At 68.0% G+C, this 17378-nt stretch carries 11 protein-coding genes and 1 tRNA gene; 3 read left to right on the top strand and 9 right to left on the bottom strand.

Annotation, left to right across the window (positions count from 1 at the left end; genetic code table 11):
* Nucleotides 1-12: 12 nt before the first annotated feature.
* Genes V5D55_RS13390 through V5D55_RS13380 form a run of 3 tightly spaced genes read right to left on the bottom strand, consistent with a single transcriptional unit; the run spans nt 13 to nt 4335 of the window.
* Complete coding sequence (locus V5D55_RS13390; RefSeq protein WP_435743780.1) at nt 13-1449, bottom strand: CDP-glycerol glycerophosphotransferase family protein; 1437 nt, start codon at nt 1447-1449, stop codon at nt 13-15.
* Nucleotides 1446-2699: a CDP-glycerol glycerophosphotransferase family protein gene (locus V5D55_RS13385; RefSeq protein ID WP_435743778.1), complete on the bottom strand. Its 1254-nt coding sequence runs from the start codon at nt 2697-2699 to the stop codon at nt 1446-1448. Before V5D55_RS13385 ends, V5D55_RS13390 begins: the two co-directional genes overlap by 4 nt.
* 46 nt (nt 2700-2745) lie before the next feature.
* Entirely contained in the window at nt 2746-4335 is a 1590-nt protein-coding gene (locus V5D55_RS13380; RefSeq protein WP_435743776.1) for a S1C family serine protease, read from the bottom strand.
* Between the two features lie 98 nt (nt 4336-4433).
* On the opposite strand from V5D55_RS13380, the gene V5D55_RS13375 reads away from it, so the two are divergent.
* Nucleotides 4434-5636, top strand: coding sequence for an aminotransferase class I/II-fold pyridoxal phosphate-dependent enzyme (locus V5D55_RS13375; protein ID WP_435743774.1), 1203 nt, complete (start codon nt 4434-4436; stop codon nt 5634-5636).
* Between the two features lie 13 nt (nt 5637-5649).
* On the opposite strand, the gene V5D55_RS13370 is transcribed toward V5D55_RS13375, so the two are convergent.
* Nucleotides 5650-6459: a carbon-nitrogen hydrolase family protein gene (locus V5D55_RS13370; protein WP_435743772.1), complete on the bottom strand. Its 810-nt coding sequence runs from the start codon at nt 6457-6459 to the stop codon at nt 5650-5652.
* A 79-nt stretch (nt 6460-6538) separates the two neighbouring features.
* On the opposite strand from V5D55_RS13370, the gene V5D55_RS13365 reads away from it, so the two are divergent.
* Nucleotides 6539-6612 (top strand) — tRNA-Met (locus V5D55_RS13365).
* Nucleotides 6613-6737: 125 nt separating this feature from the next.
* Here V5D55_RS13365 and V5D55_RS13360 read toward each other — a convergent pair.
* The 5 genes from V5D55_RS13360 to V5D55_RS13340 form a co-directional block, all read right to left on the bottom strand.
* Entirely contained in the window at nt 6738-8009 is a 1272-nt protein-coding gene (locus tag V5D55_RS13360; RefSeq protein WP_435743770.1) for a M20 family metallo-hydrolase, read from the bottom strand.
* Nucleotides 8010-8061: 52 nt separating this feature from the next.
* Nucleotides 8062-9387, bottom strand: coding sequence for an MFS transporter (locus V5D55_RS13355; protein WP_435743768.1), 1326 nt, complete (start codon nt 9385-9387; stop codon nt 8062-8064).
* A 128-nt stretch (nt 9388-9515) separates the two neighbouring features.
* Nucleotides 9516-10421, bottom strand: a complete 906-nt coding sequence (locus V5D55_RS13350; RefSeq protein ID WP_435743766.1) for a LysR family transcriptional regulator — start codon at nt 10419-10421, stop codon at nt 9516-9518.
* A 620-nt stretch (nt 10422-11041) separates the two neighbouring features.
* Nucleotides 11042-13966: a UPF0182 family membrane protein gene (locus V5D55_RS13345; RefSeq protein WP_435743764.1), complete on the bottom strand. Its 2925-nt coding sequence runs from the start codon at nt 13964-13966 to the stop codon at nt 11042-11044.
* A 75-nt stretch (nt 13967-14041) separates the two neighbouring features.
* Nucleotides 14042-15133, bottom strand: a complete 1092-nt coding sequence (locus tag V5D55_RS13340; RefSeq protein WP_435743762.1) for a YlbL family protein — start codon at nt 15131-15133, stop codon at nt 14042-14044.
* Between the two features lie 118 nt (nt 15134-15251).
* Between V5D55_RS13340 and V5D55_RS13335 the strand changes: the two genes are divergently transcribed.
* On the top strand, nt 15252-16655 hold the full coding sequence (locus V5D55_RS13335; protein WP_435743760.1) for a zinc-dependent metalloprotease: 1404 nt from the start codon (nt 15252-15254) through the stop codon (nt 16653-16655).
* Nucleotides 16656-17378: the final 723 nt, after the last annotated feature.

Raw genomic sequence — 17378 nt, 5'->3', positions numbered from 1 at the left:
TCCTCGTGGTTCTCAGCGTGTGACGAAGCCGAGATCCAGGATCCGGTCGACGACGCGCTCTGCCGCACGGCCGTCATCCCGCCTGTTGAACTGAGCCCGCCAGGCCGCGTAGCGCACGGCGTACGAGGTTCCGTGGTCCGCGTCCGCCAATGCCGCGGCGAGTTCTTCCTGCGTGCGCACCAGCGGCCCCGGCGCGCGTTCCGCGAGATCGAAGTAGAAGCCGCGCAACTGACCCCGGTAGTGATCGAGGTCCGGTACCAGGAAGTACATCGGCTTGCCGGTGACGCTGAAATCGAACATGACGGACGAGTAGTCGGTGATCAGCGCATCGGCGGCGAGGAGCAGCTGCGCCGTCTCCGGGAATCCGGTGACGTCGATCACTCGAGCGCCGGCGTGATCGCGCCCCTGCTGCAGCGTGCGCGAGTGACCTCGCACGAGCACCACGGCGTCGGCCTGCCGTGCGAGCAGCTCCGGATCGATGAAGTCGACCATCTCACTGCGGTCATCCCGCCAGGTCGGCGCGTAGAGGAGAACCCGCTCACCCTCGCCGATACCCAGCGCTGTGCGGATCGCGGTCGCATCACCGGTGGTGAGGACGTCGTTGCGCGGGTACCCCTCCACCCAGATCGGCCGACCGAAGAAGGCATATGCCTTGCGGAGAATGCGCTCCGAGTAGGTGTTCTGTGCGAGCAGCACATCCCATCGGCGGGATTCCTTCACCACGGCGGCCATCCGTCGCGGATCGAAGCCGGGGCGATGCAGGGCCAGGCGCTTGAGTGGCGTGCCGTGCCAGGTCTGCAGCACCTTCTGCCCGCTCTTGCGGACGAAACGTCGCCGCAGCCAGTCGTTCACGACGAGCAGCCGGGCGGCCCCACGGGCGTGCCACCATTCGGGGCTCCCCTCGACGACCGCGATCGCCCCCTCCGGCACGGCGACGGAGAGATCCACCACGCTCCAATACCGACGCACCTCAGGTGCCCGAGCAGCCAGCTCACGGTCGATCGCCTGCGGATTGCATCCGACGCTGCGCCCGTAGAAGCTCTCGAAGAACACGGCGTTCTCAGTCCCGCCGGTCTGGGCGACGTAGCGCCCCTCCAACGTCGACTGACCCTCGACCGTCTCGTACATCGGCGAGATCGGTGCCGCGATGTGCACCGCATCGTCGTCGAGACCGACCCGCACGCCGTCGAGGACGACGGGTGCGATGTGCAGCTGGTCGAGCTCGACACCCGCGACGCGCAGCTCGTACTCCCCCGACGGCAGCGGAAGCTCGGGACCGCCCCAGCGCGAAGCCTGGAGAGGGAACGTCGCCTTCCACGTCTTGCCTCCACCGGTGAGGCGTGCGTCGACGCGCGCCCGCGGGCCGACCAGCTCCGCCGTCGCCGGTCGCGGACCGGTCCCTGCGATGATCAGCGCTTCCGCCGCTTCATCGATGCGGGCCGTTGTCATACTGCTCCCTTCGGCGCGGGGATCCCCCGCGCGCGGATCGCGTCGTACACCCGTCGGGTGTTGTGCCCGTCGCGGTACGCATGCATCTCCGCGCTGAGCGTAGCGGAACGCGCGGAGGCGTCGTCGTACGCCGCGGTGTCGGACAGCAGGCTTCGCAGCTGCCCGAGCACGTCGTCCCAATCGGCGGCGATGTCGACGCCGGCGACTTCGCCGTACTGCCCGTAGAAGCCGCGCGTCTGCGCGTACGCGTCGGCATCCGGCGCGAGGAACACCACGGGCATCCTGAGCAGTCCCACGTCATACGCGAGAGACGAGTAGTCGGTGATCAGCACGTCGACCGCCGCGAGAACGGGTGCGACATCGGCGAGGACCGACGCGCCCAGCATCCGCACCCGCCTGGTGGGAAGGGGCGGGGAGTAGCCGCCCTCGCCGAGCGGATGCGAACGAACCAGCAGCACCGCATCGGTCTCCTCGAGGGTGCGGATGATCCGCACCCATTCGGATGCCGTCGGCACGGCCGGATCGGTCGCGCCGTCGCGCCACGTCGGCGCATAGAGAATCGTGCGGGCTGCTTCGGGGAGATCGCCCACGACCCTGCGGAGCAGAGCGGATGCCGCTTCCCGGCGCTCCTCGACGGATCCGGACGAGAGCACGTCGACGCGCGGCTCACCGGTCACGATGACGCGGTCGTCGCCGAGACCGAATGCCGACTCCAGGCGCCCGCGGGAGCGGTGCGAGGCAGCAGGCAGCACCCGGATCCGCTGGGCGGCCGCCCGATAGAGGAGGGCGACCAGACGCCGCAGCAGGGGCGCCCCCGGAACATCGGGCACCTGCGTCGTGGCCGGGGAGTCCAGTCCGATCCGCTTGAGGGGGATGCCGTGCCAGAGCTGCACCACGAAGGCTCCGCCGTTGGCATAGCGGTTGACGTCGCCGAGGCCGTGCGTGACGACGAGCACCCCGGCCCTGGCGGTGGCCCACCAGCCACGGAAGGTCTCCTTGCGCACAGTGCGGATGCCGAGGGCGGCCGCCTCCTGATCTTCTCGATCGGAGGAGGTGAGCCACACGGTGTCGTGTCCTGCCGACGATGCGTGCTGGCGCAACGCCAGGGCACCGTCGCCGATCCCGGCCCCGCAGCCGAAGACCCAACGTCGCCCGCGCGGGACCAGCAGGGTTCCTATGCGTCCCACGGCATAGAGCGGGATCCGGAGCAGCTTGGCCGCGTTGCCGGTGCCGAAAGAGAAGGACGCCACCCCGCGAGCCTATCGCGGGGTGGCGTCCTTCTTCTGCGAGACGAGTTCAGTCGGCGAGTGATCCGAGCGTCACATCGATCTCGAATTCCTTGCCGCCGCGAACGTAGGTGACCTTGGCGTCGCTCCCGGCTGCCGCGGCCCGCACCTGGGCGGTCAGGTCGCTGGCGCTGGTGATCGGGACGCCGTTGAACTCGGTGACGACGTCGCCTTCCTTCAGGCCGCCGTCGGCAGCCGCTCCACCGGCGTTGGCCTTGGCGATGTAAGCGCCGGCGACTGCGGCGCCCTCGACGCTCGCCGCGTCACGGACCGAAGCCCCGAGGAGACCGTGCGTTGCTGCGCCGTCGGCGATGATCTCCTCCGACACGCGCTGAGCGATGTTCGAGGGGATCGCGAATCCGATGCCGATGGAGCCCGACTCCTCGGAGTTGCCCGAGCTCGCGATGGCCACGTTGATGCCGATCAGCTGACCCTTGCTGTTGACGAGCGCACCGCCGGAATTGCCGTGGTTGATCGCCGCGTCCGTCTGGATGACGGCGATCGAGATCGACTCCGAGGACTGCTGCCCGGTGTTGCCAGGGAGGTCGAACTGGAACGGTCCCTCACCCTGGCCTTCACCCTCGGGGGTCTGCTGCTCCTGCGGGGCGTCTTCCGACGAGGAGTCAGGCAGCGCCGAGGAGGCGATCTGAATGCTGCGGTTCAGCGCGCTCACGATGCCGGTCGTGACCGAGTTCGCGAGCCCGAGCGGGGCGCCGAGCGCGACGGCGGTGTCACCGACGTTCAACTTCGACGAGTCGGCGAAGGCGATGGGCGTGAGGTCTTTCGCACCCTTCAGCTTGATGACGGCGAGGTCGTAGATCGGATCGGTTCCGACGACGGTCGCCTCGTAGATGTGCCCGTCGGATGCCGTGACCCGGATCGTCGGATCGGCGACTGCGCCACCGAGGGTGACCACATGCGTGTTCGTGAGCACGTAGCCGTCCTTGCTGACGATGACGCCCGAACCGCTGCCGCCCTCATCGGAGCCGGCGACCTCGATCGTGACGACCGAGGGAAGGGCCGCGGTCGCGACGGCTGTGGTCTCGTTCACCGACCCCGGGTTGTTGACTGTGACCGTCTGCGGGCCTGTGGCGGTTCCGCTGGACGGCTGGTTCTGGAGTCCGCTCAGCAGAGCGCCGCCGCCGAAGCCCGCGACGCCGCCGACGAGCGCCGCCGCAAGGATGAACGCCGCGAACTTCGCGCCGCCTCGACCCTTCGGATCCTTCGGTTCCTTCGTCTTCACACCATCGCCGGGCGGGACGACGAACCCGAGCGGGGTCGTGCCGTCGAGGGGCTGCGTGGGCTGCGTGTACGCGGCCGCGGAGGGGATGCCGAACGCGGCTCCCGGTGCCGAACCGGCCGCCGGCGTGCTCGGTGCCGCGAAGTGCGGTGGGACGGGAGGACCGACAGGGGCGGCGGGCGCCTGCGACGTGAAGGTCGACGGCACCTCGTGTCCCTGCGACGGCACGGCGGGAGTCGTGCCGGTGATGTCAGCGGCGGCGGCGGGCGCCGGCTGAGCGGTGCCCTCTGCTGCCCGGGTGGACGGCACGGCGTCGTTCGACGCGGGTGCCGAGTTGTTCTGGGTGTCGTCTTCGTTCATGGTGTGCTCCTTCATCAACGCCCCTTCAGACTGCCCCTCGAGTCTGTGCGTTTGATATGGCGAAGATGAGTTTCGGCTATGGCCTTAGCCTGTTCTTCATGAGTGTCATTCCCGGCGCATGGCGTCGCACCGCGGATGGGGCCGGTCTGCTCGCCGCGGACGGAACCGTCGCGCCCACCATCTTCGCAGAGATGTCGGCAGCGGCGGCCCGCACCGGCGCGATCAATCTCGGTCAGGGCTTCCCCGACGAAGACGGTCCGGCAGAGGTCCTGGAGGCGGCGCGCGCGGCGATCGCGAACGGGGCGAACCAGTATCCGCCGGGGCGCGGCATCCCGGATCTCCTCGCGGCCATCAGCGAACACCAGCAGCGGTTCTACGGTCTCGGGGTCGACCCCGAGACCGAGGTCATCGTCACCGCCGGTGCCACCGAAGCGCTGACGGCGACGCTGCTCGCACTCATCGACGGCCCCGATGACGAGGTGGTCGTGTTCGAGCCGTACTACGACTCATACGCCGCGGCGGTCGCCCTGGCGGGAGCGCGGCTGCGCACGGTGCCGCTGCGCGCTCCGGACTTCCAGCCCGATCTCGAGCAGCTCGCCGCCGCGGTCACGGACCGCACGCGGATCATCCTGGTCAACGACCCGCACAATCCCACGGGGGCGGTGTTCGACCGCGACGTGCTCACCGAGGTCGTCCGCCTCGCGAATCGGCACGATGCGGTCATCGTCACGGATGAGGTGTACGAGCATCTGGCCTTCCGCGCACCGCACACGCCGATCGCTACCCTTCTCGGGGCCGCGGAGCGCACGCTCACGATCTCGTCAGCCGGCAAGACGTTCTCCACCACCGGCTGGAAGATCGGCTGGGTGCACGGCCCGGCCGCGCTCATCACGGCCGTGCTCACCGTGAAGCAGTACCTCACGTACGTGAACGGATCTCCCTTCCAGCCTGCCGTCGCCCTCGGCCTGCGTCTGGATGACTCGTACTTCGCGGCAGCCGCCGCCGCGCTCGCGCGCAAGCACGAGATCCTGGGTGAGGGACTGCGAGCCGCTGGCTTCACGGTGCATGCCCCGCAGGGCGGCTACTTCACGGTCGCGGACGCGACGGCTCTCGGCGGGACGGATGCCGCGGCATTCTGCCGCGCGCTCCCCGAACGCGTCGGGGTCGTGGCGATCCCGCTCACGGCCTTCGTCTCGCGCGGGCATCAGCAGGAGTACGGCGGTCTCGTGCGATTCGCCGCCTGCAAACGCGTCGAGATCCTGCCGGAAGCGGCGACGCGCCTCGCGGCGTTCTCCGCCTGAGCGGCTCGTCAGGTCAACGCGGCACGACGGCGTAACGCCGCATGCGCAGGGACGGGTTCACGGTACGCACCCGGTCGATCACGGCGCGCTCGACAGGAGCGACAGCGATGCCCTCGTGTGTGCCGACGCCGGCCAGCACGACGCCTTGCGGGTCGACGATCTGCGAATGTCCCACGCCGATCGGGGTCGGATGATCGGCGGCCACCACGTAGACCGTGTTCTCGATCGCCCGCGCGGCCAGCAGCGTGGTCCAGTGGTGCTCCTTGAGGGGCCCTCTGACCCATTCGGCGGGGACGACGAGCACGTCGGCCTGCGCGTCCACCAGAGATCGTGCGAGCTCGGGGAAACGCAGGTCGTAGCAGGTCATCAGCCCGAAGCGCAGACCGCCGAGCTCGAACGTGGCGGCCTCCCCCGGGTCTCCCGGCTCGACCCAGTCCGACTCGGTCTGGCCGAAGGCGTCGTACAGGTGCTGCTTGCGATAGACGGCGAGGACACCATCGCCGCGGACGGCCACGACCGTGTTCCGCACCCGGTGCCCATCGGAGGCGCGCTCGGTGAGACCGGCGACGATCACGACGGCATAGTCGGCGGCCAGCGCGGTCAGGCTGGCGACGAACTCGCCGTCCAGGTCCTCCGCGTTGGTCGCGAGAGTCGCGTCCATCGGGTCGACGAAATAGCTCGAATACTCGGGGAAGACGATCAGCTTCGCACCGCGCGCCGCAGCGTCCGCCGTGAGGGCGGCGATCCGTTCCCGGTTGTCGGAACGGGACGCCGTCGGGGCAAACTGGCACACGGCGACGGACACTGCTGCTGTCTCGGACATGCCCTCATCCTCCCCCATCACCGCAGACCCGGCCTCGATTCGCGGGCCCTCAGAATCCGTGATAAGTTACTTCTTGTGCCGCGGGGTGGAGCAGTTCGGTAGCTCGCCGGGCTCATAACCCGGAGGTCGCAGGTTCAAATCCTGTCCCCGCAACGAGAATGCGACACAAGAAGGGCCCCGAGATCATTGCGATCTCGGGGCCCTTTCCTTTTGAGCGGAGCCGACTCGACTGATTCGTCGACGGACCTGTGCCGCGCTCCGCTGGGCGGGTGGACGCTTCAGTCCGACGAGACCGCTGTCCCCTCGGGCAGGTGCACACCGTCGAGAGCACCGTCGAGCATTCGACGAACCACCCCGGTGAGCACCTCGAGCCCCTGCACCAGATCGTCGTCCGAAGTGAACTCGCTCTCGCAGTGCGAGACACCCCCGACGCTGGGTACGAAGAGCATGACGGATGGCACGAGCGTGTTCATGGCCACGGAGTCATGTCCGGCGCGCGTCTGGATGACCCGGGTGGTGTATCCGACGCCGCGTGCGACACTGTCGGCGAGCTCGACGGCTTCGATCGGGAAGCGACGCACGGGCCGGACGTCGAAGTCATGAACACGCACCTCGACGCCGTCTTGCTCGGCGATCGCCTGCAACTGCCGCAGGAGCGTCGCCCGAGCACCGAGCACGATGTCGCGATCGACCGAGCGCAGATCTGCCACGAGGTGCACGCGACGCGCGACGACGATAGGCGAGTTCGGCTCGATCACGAGCTGGCCGATCGACGACAGGAGCAGATCTTCGTCGTAGTTGTCGACGACCTCCCGCACCCGCAGGATGATCTTCGCCGCCGACACCAGCGCATCGCGGCGATCCGCCATCGAGGTCGCGCCGGTGTGGGATTGTTCGCCGATGACTTCGATGTCGAGCTTCTGGGTGAACCAGCTGCGATCGACCAGACCGATGTCGAGCCGCTCCCGCTCGAGGATGCGCCCTTGCTCGATGTGCACCTCGGCATAGCCCGCGGCGACAGGAGGCTCGTCGCGCCCGAGGTACCCGATGCTCTCCAAGGCGTCGCGGACGGTGACCCCATCGAGGTCGCTGGTATCCAGCATCTTCTCTTCGGAGAAGAGACCGGCGTAGACCGAGCTGCCCATCACGCTCGGTGCGAAGCGCCCGCCCTCCTCGTTGAACCAGTCCACGACCGCGATGTTGTACTTCGGCACCCGCCCGGTCTCTGCGAGCTCGCGGCCGATGGCCTTCGCGGCATGAAGCCCGGCGATGACGCCGTACGCCCCGTCGAACCGACCACCCCTCGGCTGACTGTCGAGGTGCGAGCCGACAACGATGCAGGCGGCGCCGGGTGTCCACTCGGAGACGGCGAACACGTTGCCGATCCCGTCGACACGTACGGACAGCCCCGCTTCTTCGGCGGCGGCCCGGAACCAGTCCCGAACCTGCTTGTCCTCCGGGGTAGCGGCCTGGCGATCGACCCCGTTGTCGGGTGTTGCGCCGATCGTGGCGACGTGGTGGAAGTCGTTGAGGAACGCGTCAGCATTCATGGTCAGAGAACCCTTCACAGTGAGAACAGACGAGACGGCAGATCGGATCGGCTCATCCGACCCGTCCGCGCGTCTCCGGCACTCGGGTCACGAGAATCAGGACGAACACGATGACGGCGGCAGCGGCGACGTAGTAACCGGGCGCGACGTTGCTTCCGGTGGCGTCCACGAGCGCGGTACCGACGAACGGAGCCGTTCCTCCGAAGAGCGCGTAGGCGCCGTTGTAACTGATCGCCGCCGACGTGAACCGGGTTCGTGTGGAGAAGATCTCGACGAAGAACGTGTAGCAGCCACCGCCGTATACGCACAGCGGCACGACGAACAGCGCCTGTCCGAGCAGCGCCAGCCCGACCACGCCGCTGGTGACGAGGGAGAAGGCCGGAATGGACACGACGGCCATCGCGACGGCTCCGGCGATGAGCATCGGACGTCGACCGACCCGGTCGCCGATCGCCCCTCCGATCGGCAGGAGGATCGCGTAGAGGCACATCGCGCCGGCATTGGTGAGCAGTGCCAGCTCCCGGCTGAGGTTGCCGGCCGTCTGGATGTAGGAGACGAAGTAGGTCGACAGGAAGTAGAAGCCCATCGCGGTGAGGCCCACGATGAAGATGACCTGGAGCATTTTGCGCCAGTTGGTGCGGAACGCTTCCTTGACGGGGCTGAACTCCTCGTCGTGCGTCGCGACCTCCGCGGTGAACATCTCGCTCTCCTCGGTGCGCGACCGGATCCACACCCCCACAAGGGCGAGGGGCAGAGCGAGCAGGAACGGCAGTCGCCACCCCCACTCGAGGTAGGCCTCGTTGCCGACCACGGTACTGATCAACACGATCAGACCGCCGGCGACGACCGACGGCAGCGCCGTCGCGGCGAGAGTGAAGTTGACCCACCGGCCTCGGCGATCAGCGGGTGCGTGTTCGAACACGAACGACGGACCGCCGACGGTTTCGCCGCCGGCGGACAGGCCCTGGAGAAGACGCAGCAACACCAGCAGCGCCGGGGCGAACCAGCCGATCGCGTCGAAGGTCGGGAGCAACCCCATCGCGGCGGTTGCCCCGCCGACGAGGAAGAGGGTGATGGTGAGCACACGCCGGCGCCCGATGCGGTCGCCGAGAGCACCGAAGAAGAGTCCACCGAGTGGGCGCACGGCGAAAGCGACCCCGAAAGTCGCGAAGGCAGCGAGCAGCCCGCCGATGGTTTCACCAGGGAAGAACTGCTGGGCGAAGACGAGGGCAGTGAGGCCGTAGAGGGTGAGGTCGTAGAACTCGATGAACTGCCCGAGCCCGCCTCCGAAGAGGACGCGGCGCTGCAGTGCGGTGGGAGCAGGTCGACCGACGGTGGCGGCCGTCGTGGAGTCGACTGAGAGTTGAGAACGGGTCATGGTCCCACGTTCGTCCTTCGCCGATTCCCCTGTGTTGCCGCTCCGTGAAGGCCTTGTAACCTACCGTCGACGTCATCGCAGTGACTATTCGATCAAATCTCACAGTCGGCGGGCAGTCGGGGCAGAACTCATCCCCGGTAGACCTGGCGGCATGCGTCCTCGAACGCCTGCGCACGACGACTGGGAACGACGCCTTCCGGTCGAGCGAGGAGAACGTCGATCGGCGGAAGGGGCTCGGCGATCGAGAGCGCGACCACACGACCGCCCTCGTATGTCAGATCATGGATGCGCTGATTGAGGATCGTGTAGCCATGGCCACGCCCCACGAAGGAACGGACGGTCTCATATCCGGCAAAGGAATGACGGATATGAGGCTCCACCCCGACCATCGCGAACAGCCGCTGGTAGTACTCGCGCGAATGCCGCACGTTCAACTGGATGAATGGTTCGTCAGCGACATCCTGTAGCGAGATCGGAACGTCTGGAGTCGCCGCAGCCGGATGCGACGCCGCGACGAGCACGTGTGGGGGGATGCTGCCGATGATCTCGCCGTGCAGCCCTTCGGGAAGGCCGAGCCCGTAGAGAAGCGCGGTCTCGCATTCGCCGGAGTCCAGTGCCTCATGCAGAGTATTGAGATCGGCTTCGAGGAACTGGATCTCGAGGCCGGCGTGACGCTGCTCTACGAGGCTGAGGATGAGCGGCAGTCGAAACGGTGCGAGCGGGGCGTAGACGCCGACTCTCAGCAGCCCGGTCACACCGGTCGACATGCCCTGCGCGAACTCCTGAATGTCATCCGCGTGCTCGAGGAACGACACGACCTCGCGGGCGAAGCGCTTCCCTGCGGGGGTGAGGGTCATCGCGCGCGTGCGATGGCGCACGAACAGGCGCACTCCGAGTGCGTTCTCCAGCTGCACCATCGCCGTCGAGAGGGCCGACGCGCTGAGCTCCAGACGCGTAGCTGCCGAGGACAGGCTCGTCGAGGAGGCAACCACGGAGAAGTACTGCAGTTGAGCGAGAGTGAACTGGCGAATCATGCGCCAATCCTGGCATCCCGTCGGGTCCGAGACGCGCACGGGGTAGGTACGGTCTCCCCCGCTGCCTCCAGCAACGCCGTTAGAGTGATCCGCATGGGCCTGTTCAAGAACACGAGCAAGAATGCGCCTCCGCGCGAAGAGCCGCTCCACGCCGGCATCGCCGCGATGGCTGCGGCGGATCCCGGTGAGCTGGCGGCACAGGTCTTCGTCCGTCTGTTCACCGCGGACCAGACGCACTATCGGCCGGAAGCAGCGCTGGGCATCCTGCAGCAGCTGGGTGGGGTCGACGAGATCCCCGCGGTCACGATCCGTGGCACCATGACCACGCCCAGGGCCAGATACGCACTCGACCCCCTGTATGTGCAGTGCGTCCTGCTCTGGGAACGAGGACTCGTCGCCGGCCTTCTCGCGGGGCTCAGAGGCGTATCACCACCTGGTGCTGCTTCCCCGCGGCCTCCACGCTCTCTACAGCGACGACCCGATGGCGGCGCTTCGGCGCGCGATCCCGGCGCCCGCCGTCTGATCTCGAGCGAGGCTCAGCCTCGGTCCGCGCCGGAAGTCGTGAGGATACGCGAATCGGGCGCCCCCGAAGGGACGCCCGATTCGACTCGACAGGAGGACTACTCCCCTGCGGCGTTCTCCAGCGCGAGGAGCTTCTCAACCGCTGCGGTGAGGCGCTTGTCAGCCTCGGCGAACTTCTCGAGGTCGCCCGCCTTGAGCGCGGTCTCGCGATCGAGGAGCGCCTGCTGCGCGTCGGCGAGCGCTGCGGCCTCATCGCCCGAAGGCGTGGTCGGCTCAGTGGGCTCGGTCGGGGTCTCCCCGCTCTCGGGATCCGTCTCCTCCGGGTCGGTGGGCTCGACCTCGCCATCGCCGCCGGTCGCACCCGAGTCACCGCCGAAGAGGGTGTCCAGAGCCTCGGACAGCGTGTCCTCGAACGCCACCCTGTCGCCGAATGCGACCAAGACCTTCTGCAGGCGTGGCAGCTGCGTGCCCTCGGAGGACTGCACGTACACGGGCTGCACATAGAGCAGACCACCGCCGACGGGCAGCGTCAGGAGGTTGCCGTAGATCACCTCGGACTCACCCTGTTGCAGCAGGTTCAGCTGCGGCACCACGGCCGTGTCGGAGTTGTACGTGTTCTGCACCTGACCTGGGCCGGGCACAGTGGTGTCCGTATCGATCTCCAGCATTCGCAGCTGGCCGTATCCGTCGGACTTGACGCCCTTCTCCGAGCCGGCATCCGAATCCACCGCGAGGTAGCCCATCAGCACGTCTCGGCTGCCTCCGGCTCCCTGCGAGACCGGGATGAAGGTGGAGAACATCGAGAAGCGAGGGTCGTCCTGACCGGGCATCTGCATCGTCAGGTAGTACGGCGGCTGCAGCATCGCCTTGGAGCGCGGGTCGTTCGGCGTCTGCCACCGGTTGTCCTGCTGGGCGAAGGAACCTGCCTTGTCGACGTGGTAGATGCCGAGGATGTCACGCTGCACCTTGAACAGGTCGGTCGGGTAGCGGACGTGGCTCATCAGCTCGCCGGACATCTCGCTGATCGGCTTCACCGTCGACGGGTAGACCTTCTGCCAGGTCTTGAGCACCGGGTCCTCGGCATCCCATGCGTACAGCTTCACGGAACCGTCATACGCGTCGACGGTCGCCTTGACCGAGTTGCGGATGTAGTTGATGTCGTCGATGGCGAGCGTCGGCGACGGGACGTTGGAGTCCGCGATCGCGTCGGACAGGCTGACACTCGTCGAGTACGGGTACGTCGAGCTCGTGGTGTAGCCGTCGACGATCCAGACGATGCGGCCGTCCACGACGCTCGGGTACGGGTCGCTGTCGAGCTCCAGGTACGGGGCGACCTTCTGCACGCGCGTCTTCGGGTTGCGGTCGTAGAGGATCTGCGAGTCCTCGTTCACGAGGTTCGAGAACAGGATCTGCTCCGACTGGAACTTCAGGGCGTAGAGGAGCTTCGTGAAGGTGTCGCCGACCGACGGTCCGCCCTTGCCCTCGAAGGTCGTCTTCGTCTCGCTGGACCCGTCCTTGCCGCGCGGGTAGTCGATCTCCGCGGGCTCGGCGCCCTTGGGCGCGCCCACGATCGAGTACTCCGGAGAGTTCTCGCCGAAGTAGACGCGCGGCTCGAAGTTCTCGCGATCGGTCAGGAACCCGGAAGACGGGATGCCGCGCTCGAGGAACACCGGCTCACCATCGCTGGTGCGCTGGTTGCCCGCAGCGGCGACGAGACCATAACCGTGGGTGTAGACGGCGACGCGGTTGTTCCAGTTGTCGCCGTCGCCGAGTCCCGACATGTCGAGGTCGCGGACCGAGACGACGGTGTCCTGCATCTTGCCGTCGATCTCGTAGCGATCGACGTCCATCGTCGTCTGGAACTGGTAGTAGCCGCGGTACTGCTCGAGCTGGCGGACCGTCGGCGGGATCACCTTCGGGTCCATGATGCGGATGGATGCGGTGGTCTCGGCATCCTCACGCAACTGTCCGGCCGCGGCGTCGGTCTCGGCCTCGAACGTCGTGCTCTCGAGGTTGTCGACCCCGTATGCCGCCTTCGTGCCGTCGATGTTCCGCTGGTAGTACTCGGCCTGGTAGGCGTTCTGGTTCGGCTTCACCTGGAAGGTCGTGACGACCCACGGGTAGCCGACACCCACGACGAGGGAGGCGACGATCAACAGCGCGGTCGCCGCGAGCGGGAAGCGCCAGCGGCCGATGACGGCGGTGATGAAGAACAGGATGGCCACCACGGCGGCGATGATCGCGATGATCGCGAGGCCCGGGATGGTCGCGTTGACGCCGGTGTACGCGGCACCCGTGATGCGGTCATCCGGCGTGGTCAGCGTCCGGTACCGGTCGAGCCAGAGGCTCGCAGCCTGCACCAGCAGGTAGAGACCCGCGATCACGGCGAGCTGGATGCGGGCCGGCTTCGAGATGCGCAGCTCGCCCTGGCCGATGCGCACCGAGCCGTACAGGTACGAGACGAGAGCGGTCACCAGCAGCGAGAGCAGCAGCACTGCCGACACGAACGCGAGCAGGATCGTGTAGAAGGGCATCGCGAACATGTAGAAGCCGGTGTCGAGCCCGAACTGCGGGTCGACGCTCGACGTCGCCACGCCGTTGGCCCACAGCCAGACGGTCTTCCACTGGCCGGCGGCCGCGAAACCCGCGAACAGGCCGAAGAAGATCGGCATGCCCCACATCGCCAGGCGGCGCAGGGGTTCGATGACCTCCTGGTACCGGTCCAGCTGCGAGCTGAGCCGCACATACACCGGGCGCAGCCGGTAGGCGAGCTGGATCACGACGAAGAGCGGCACGGCCATGCCGAGGAAGCCCACGACGAACATCACCGCGGTGGCGAACCACTGCGTGGTGAGGACGCCCGTGAAGCCCACCTGGTCGAACCAGAGGAACTCGGTGTAGAGCGAGGCGAACACGAAGAACGCCGCGATCAAGGCGGCGATGATCACCAGGGAGATGCCGAGAATGCGTCGGGAGGTTCGAGGCGTGGCCGGATTCGGAGCTGAGGCTGAGTTCGAGGTCACCGTCCCATCCTAGGCGGGCCTACTGTGGGGTGGCTGTCATCCCGGTCACGGCGAGGTCACGGCGACACGCCCCGCTCACGAGGCGGGGAGCTCGCAGGTCGGGAGCGAATCGACGTCGCCGTCGTCGGCGATGACCTCGAGCGCATCGAGCGACTCCTCGAGCGTCGCGGTGCGGATCACCTGCAGACCGTCCGGGATGTGACCGACCACTTCGTCGCAGTTCGACGCCGGCGCGAGGAAGTAGTCGGCGCCCGCATCGCGCGCGCCGTACAGCTTCTGGCGGATGCCGCCGATCGGGCCGACCGTGCCCTCGGCGTCGATCGTCCCCGTGCCCGCGATGTTCTGCCCGCCGTTCAGCTCGCCCTTCGTGAGCGTGTCGATGATGCCGAGCGCGAACATCATGCCGGCGCTGGGTCCGCCGACGTTGTCCAGCTGGAGCGTCACGTCGACCTCGAAGTCGTAATCGGTGCGCAGCGTGATGCCGATCAGCCACGTCGTCACGTCGCCCTCGGTGTGCTTCTCCGGCGTGACCTCCACCATCCGCTCCTCGCCGTCACGCAGCACCGTCAAGGACACCGGAGCGCCCTCGGCATCCTGGATCTCCTGGCGCAGCCGCGTCGCGGAGGTGACGGGAGTGCCGTCGATCGCCGTGATCACGTCTTCCGCCTCGAGCAGTCCATCGGCCGGAGCGTCGGCGACAGCCTCCTCGACGACGACCTTCGCGCCCGTGTCGTAGCCGAGCTCGTTCAGCGCCGCCGCCGTCGCCTCGTGCTGCGAGTCGACCATCAGCGTCGCGTTGCGCTCGTCGCGCTGCTCGGTGGTGACGCCTTCGGGGAAGACCGAGTCGAGCGGTACGACGGCGCGCGAGGAATCCATCCAGGCGAGCGCCAGCTCGAACCAGCTGGGTGTGCGTTCGCGATTTCCGATGACCTGCACGGTGGTGAGGTCGAGGGTGCCGGCGGTCTCGAAGGTCTCGGCACCCTTGACGCTGATCAGCGGCACCTTCTCGCCGTCCGTACCGGTGGCGGTGCCGAGGGTGTCGTAGACGGGGCCAGGACGCTGGATCACGTACGGCGTCGGAAGGAAGGTGAGGACGGCGAGGGCGATGAGCGCGACGATCAGCGCCCAGACTCCGAGTCCGGGCTTTCCAGACCGCGTTCGATCCACAGCATTCCTCCGTCGTTCGCGAGCGGCGTACAGCGATCTGCTCGCTTCGGGGACGCGTGCAGAAACCTGTGACTAGCGTAGATGCCACGGCTATAGGCGTGCTGAGAGGGCGAGCGACATGGCAGACAACGACCCGACACCCGAGGACTTCCAGGAATTCCTGCGAAAGATGCTCTCGAACCAGAGCGGCGGGGACATCGACCCCGAAGCCCTCCGAGACGCTTTCCAGGGCATGGACGGCTTCCAGTTCGACCCCGCGATGATGCAGACGATCATGTCGCAGCTGCAGGGGGCGATGGGCGGCGATCCCTGGGAGAACGCCCTGCGGCAGGCGCTGCACATCGCCAACCGCGATGGTCAGGGGATCACCGACGGCTCGCGCAGCTCGCTCGTGGACTCGTTCACGCTCGCCAACCTCTGGCTCGGCGAGGCGACGACGATCTCCGAGCTCACCGAGGCACCGACCGCGATGACCCGCGGCGAGTGGGTCGAGAAGACGCTGCCGGTCTGGAAGGAGATCGCTGGTCCCGTCTCGACGAGCATCGCCGACGCGCTGACCTCGGCGCTCGACACGCAGGTGCCCGAGGAGATGCGCAGTGTCGTCCAGGGCGCGGGAAAGCTCATGCGCGGCCTGGGCGGCTCGGTGTTCGCGGCGCAGTTCGGTCAGGTGCTCGGCAACCTGGCACTCGAGGTCGTGTCCGGCGGCGACGTCGGAATCCCGGTGCTCCCCGCCGGGACTGCCGCCGTGATCCCGCAGAACCTGACCGCCTTCGGCGAAGGACTCGAGATCCCCGAAGACCAGATCGCGCTGTACTTGGCCACCCGCGAGCTCGCCTACGCCCGCCTGTACCGGCACGCCAAGTGGCTGCACCTGCACGTGATGGCGCAGATCACCGAGTTCGCCCGCGGAGTCACGGTCGACGTCGACGCTCTCGAAGACGTCGCCAGCCGCCTCGACCCGTCGGATCCCGAGGAGCTGCGGGCGGCGATCGAGGGCGGCGCCCTCCTCCCGACGCAGAGCGAGGCGCAGCGCGAGGCTCTCACCCGCCTCGAGAACCTCATCGCCACGATCGACGGATGGGTCGACGTGGTCACTGCTCAGGCGACCTCCCGCCTCCCCGACGGCGCGCGCATCGCGGAGGCCGCTCGACGGCGTCGTGCGGTCGGCGGCCCCGCGGAAGACGCGCTCGGCGCGCTGGTCGGGCTGAAGCTCCGGCCGCGGCGCATGCGCGAGGCGTCGGCGATGTGGCAGGCGGTGACGGATGCTGTCGGCATCAGTGCCCGCGATGCGCTCTGGGACTACCCCGACCTCATGCCGACCGCCGAGGACATCGACGATCCGAGCGGGCTCGTCGCCCGCCTCCAGGCGGTGGAACGTGGCGAGCAGCCCGTGGCTGACGAGTTCGACGAGGCGCTGGCACGGCTGCTCGATGGAGACGACTTCACCGACGAGAAGCCAGCGGACGGCGACGCGGACGACGCGGACGACGAGGCATCGCCGGAGGGCGATCGCCCGGTGTGACTCGAAGGTCGGCGACTCCTCCCCCGTGCTGCACCGGGGAGGAGTTCTCCACTGATGCGGGTTCTCGGCTCCACGCCACCCGTCGCTTGTCCAGAATCGGGTGATGCCACTGACGCCGACGACCCTCACCCGCCTGGACCCGAGCATTCCCCTGCTCTGGCGGGACGAGCAGACGCTGCAGCTCGGCATCGATGGTGAACTCCGCATCGCGGCCGATGCGCCATGGGTCGAGCTGCTGCTGAGTCGCATGCGAGCCGGTTTCCGCCGTGGTTCGTTCGACGTGATCGCGCACGGTCTCGGCGCACCGAGAGACGAGGCGCGGATGCTGCTCGCCCGGCTCGAGCACCTGCTGCGCGATGAACCTGCGTCCGCGCGTCCGGTGTGGGTCGAGACGATCGGCATCACGGACGGGCGTTGCGCGCATCGGATGCGGGAGGCTCTCGTCGACGAGGGCCTGTCGCTCGCCGACCGCTCGCGGCCCGATGCGATCGGCGTGGTCCTCGTGCAGGGCGCGGCGGCGGCACTGCACGTCGCCGGCTACCTCCGGGCTGACATCCGGCATCTCCCGGTCTCGTTCGAATCCGGGCGGCTCACGGTCGGCCCCCTCGTCACTCCGGGCGAGACCCCGTGCCTGACGTGCCGCGACACCCACGACACCGATCGCGACCCCGCCTGGCCGCTGCTGCACGCACAGCTGATCGGTCGCGGTGCGGGCCCGATCCG

Origin of the sequence: Microbacterium sp. PMB16, from assembly GCF_051294855.1 — a bacterium.
GTDB lineage: Bacteria > Actinomycetota > Actinomycetes > Actinomycetales > Microbacteriaceae > Microbacterium.
Note: the sequence above shows the minus strand (reverse complement) of the source record. Positions and strands in the feature narration are given on the sequence as shown.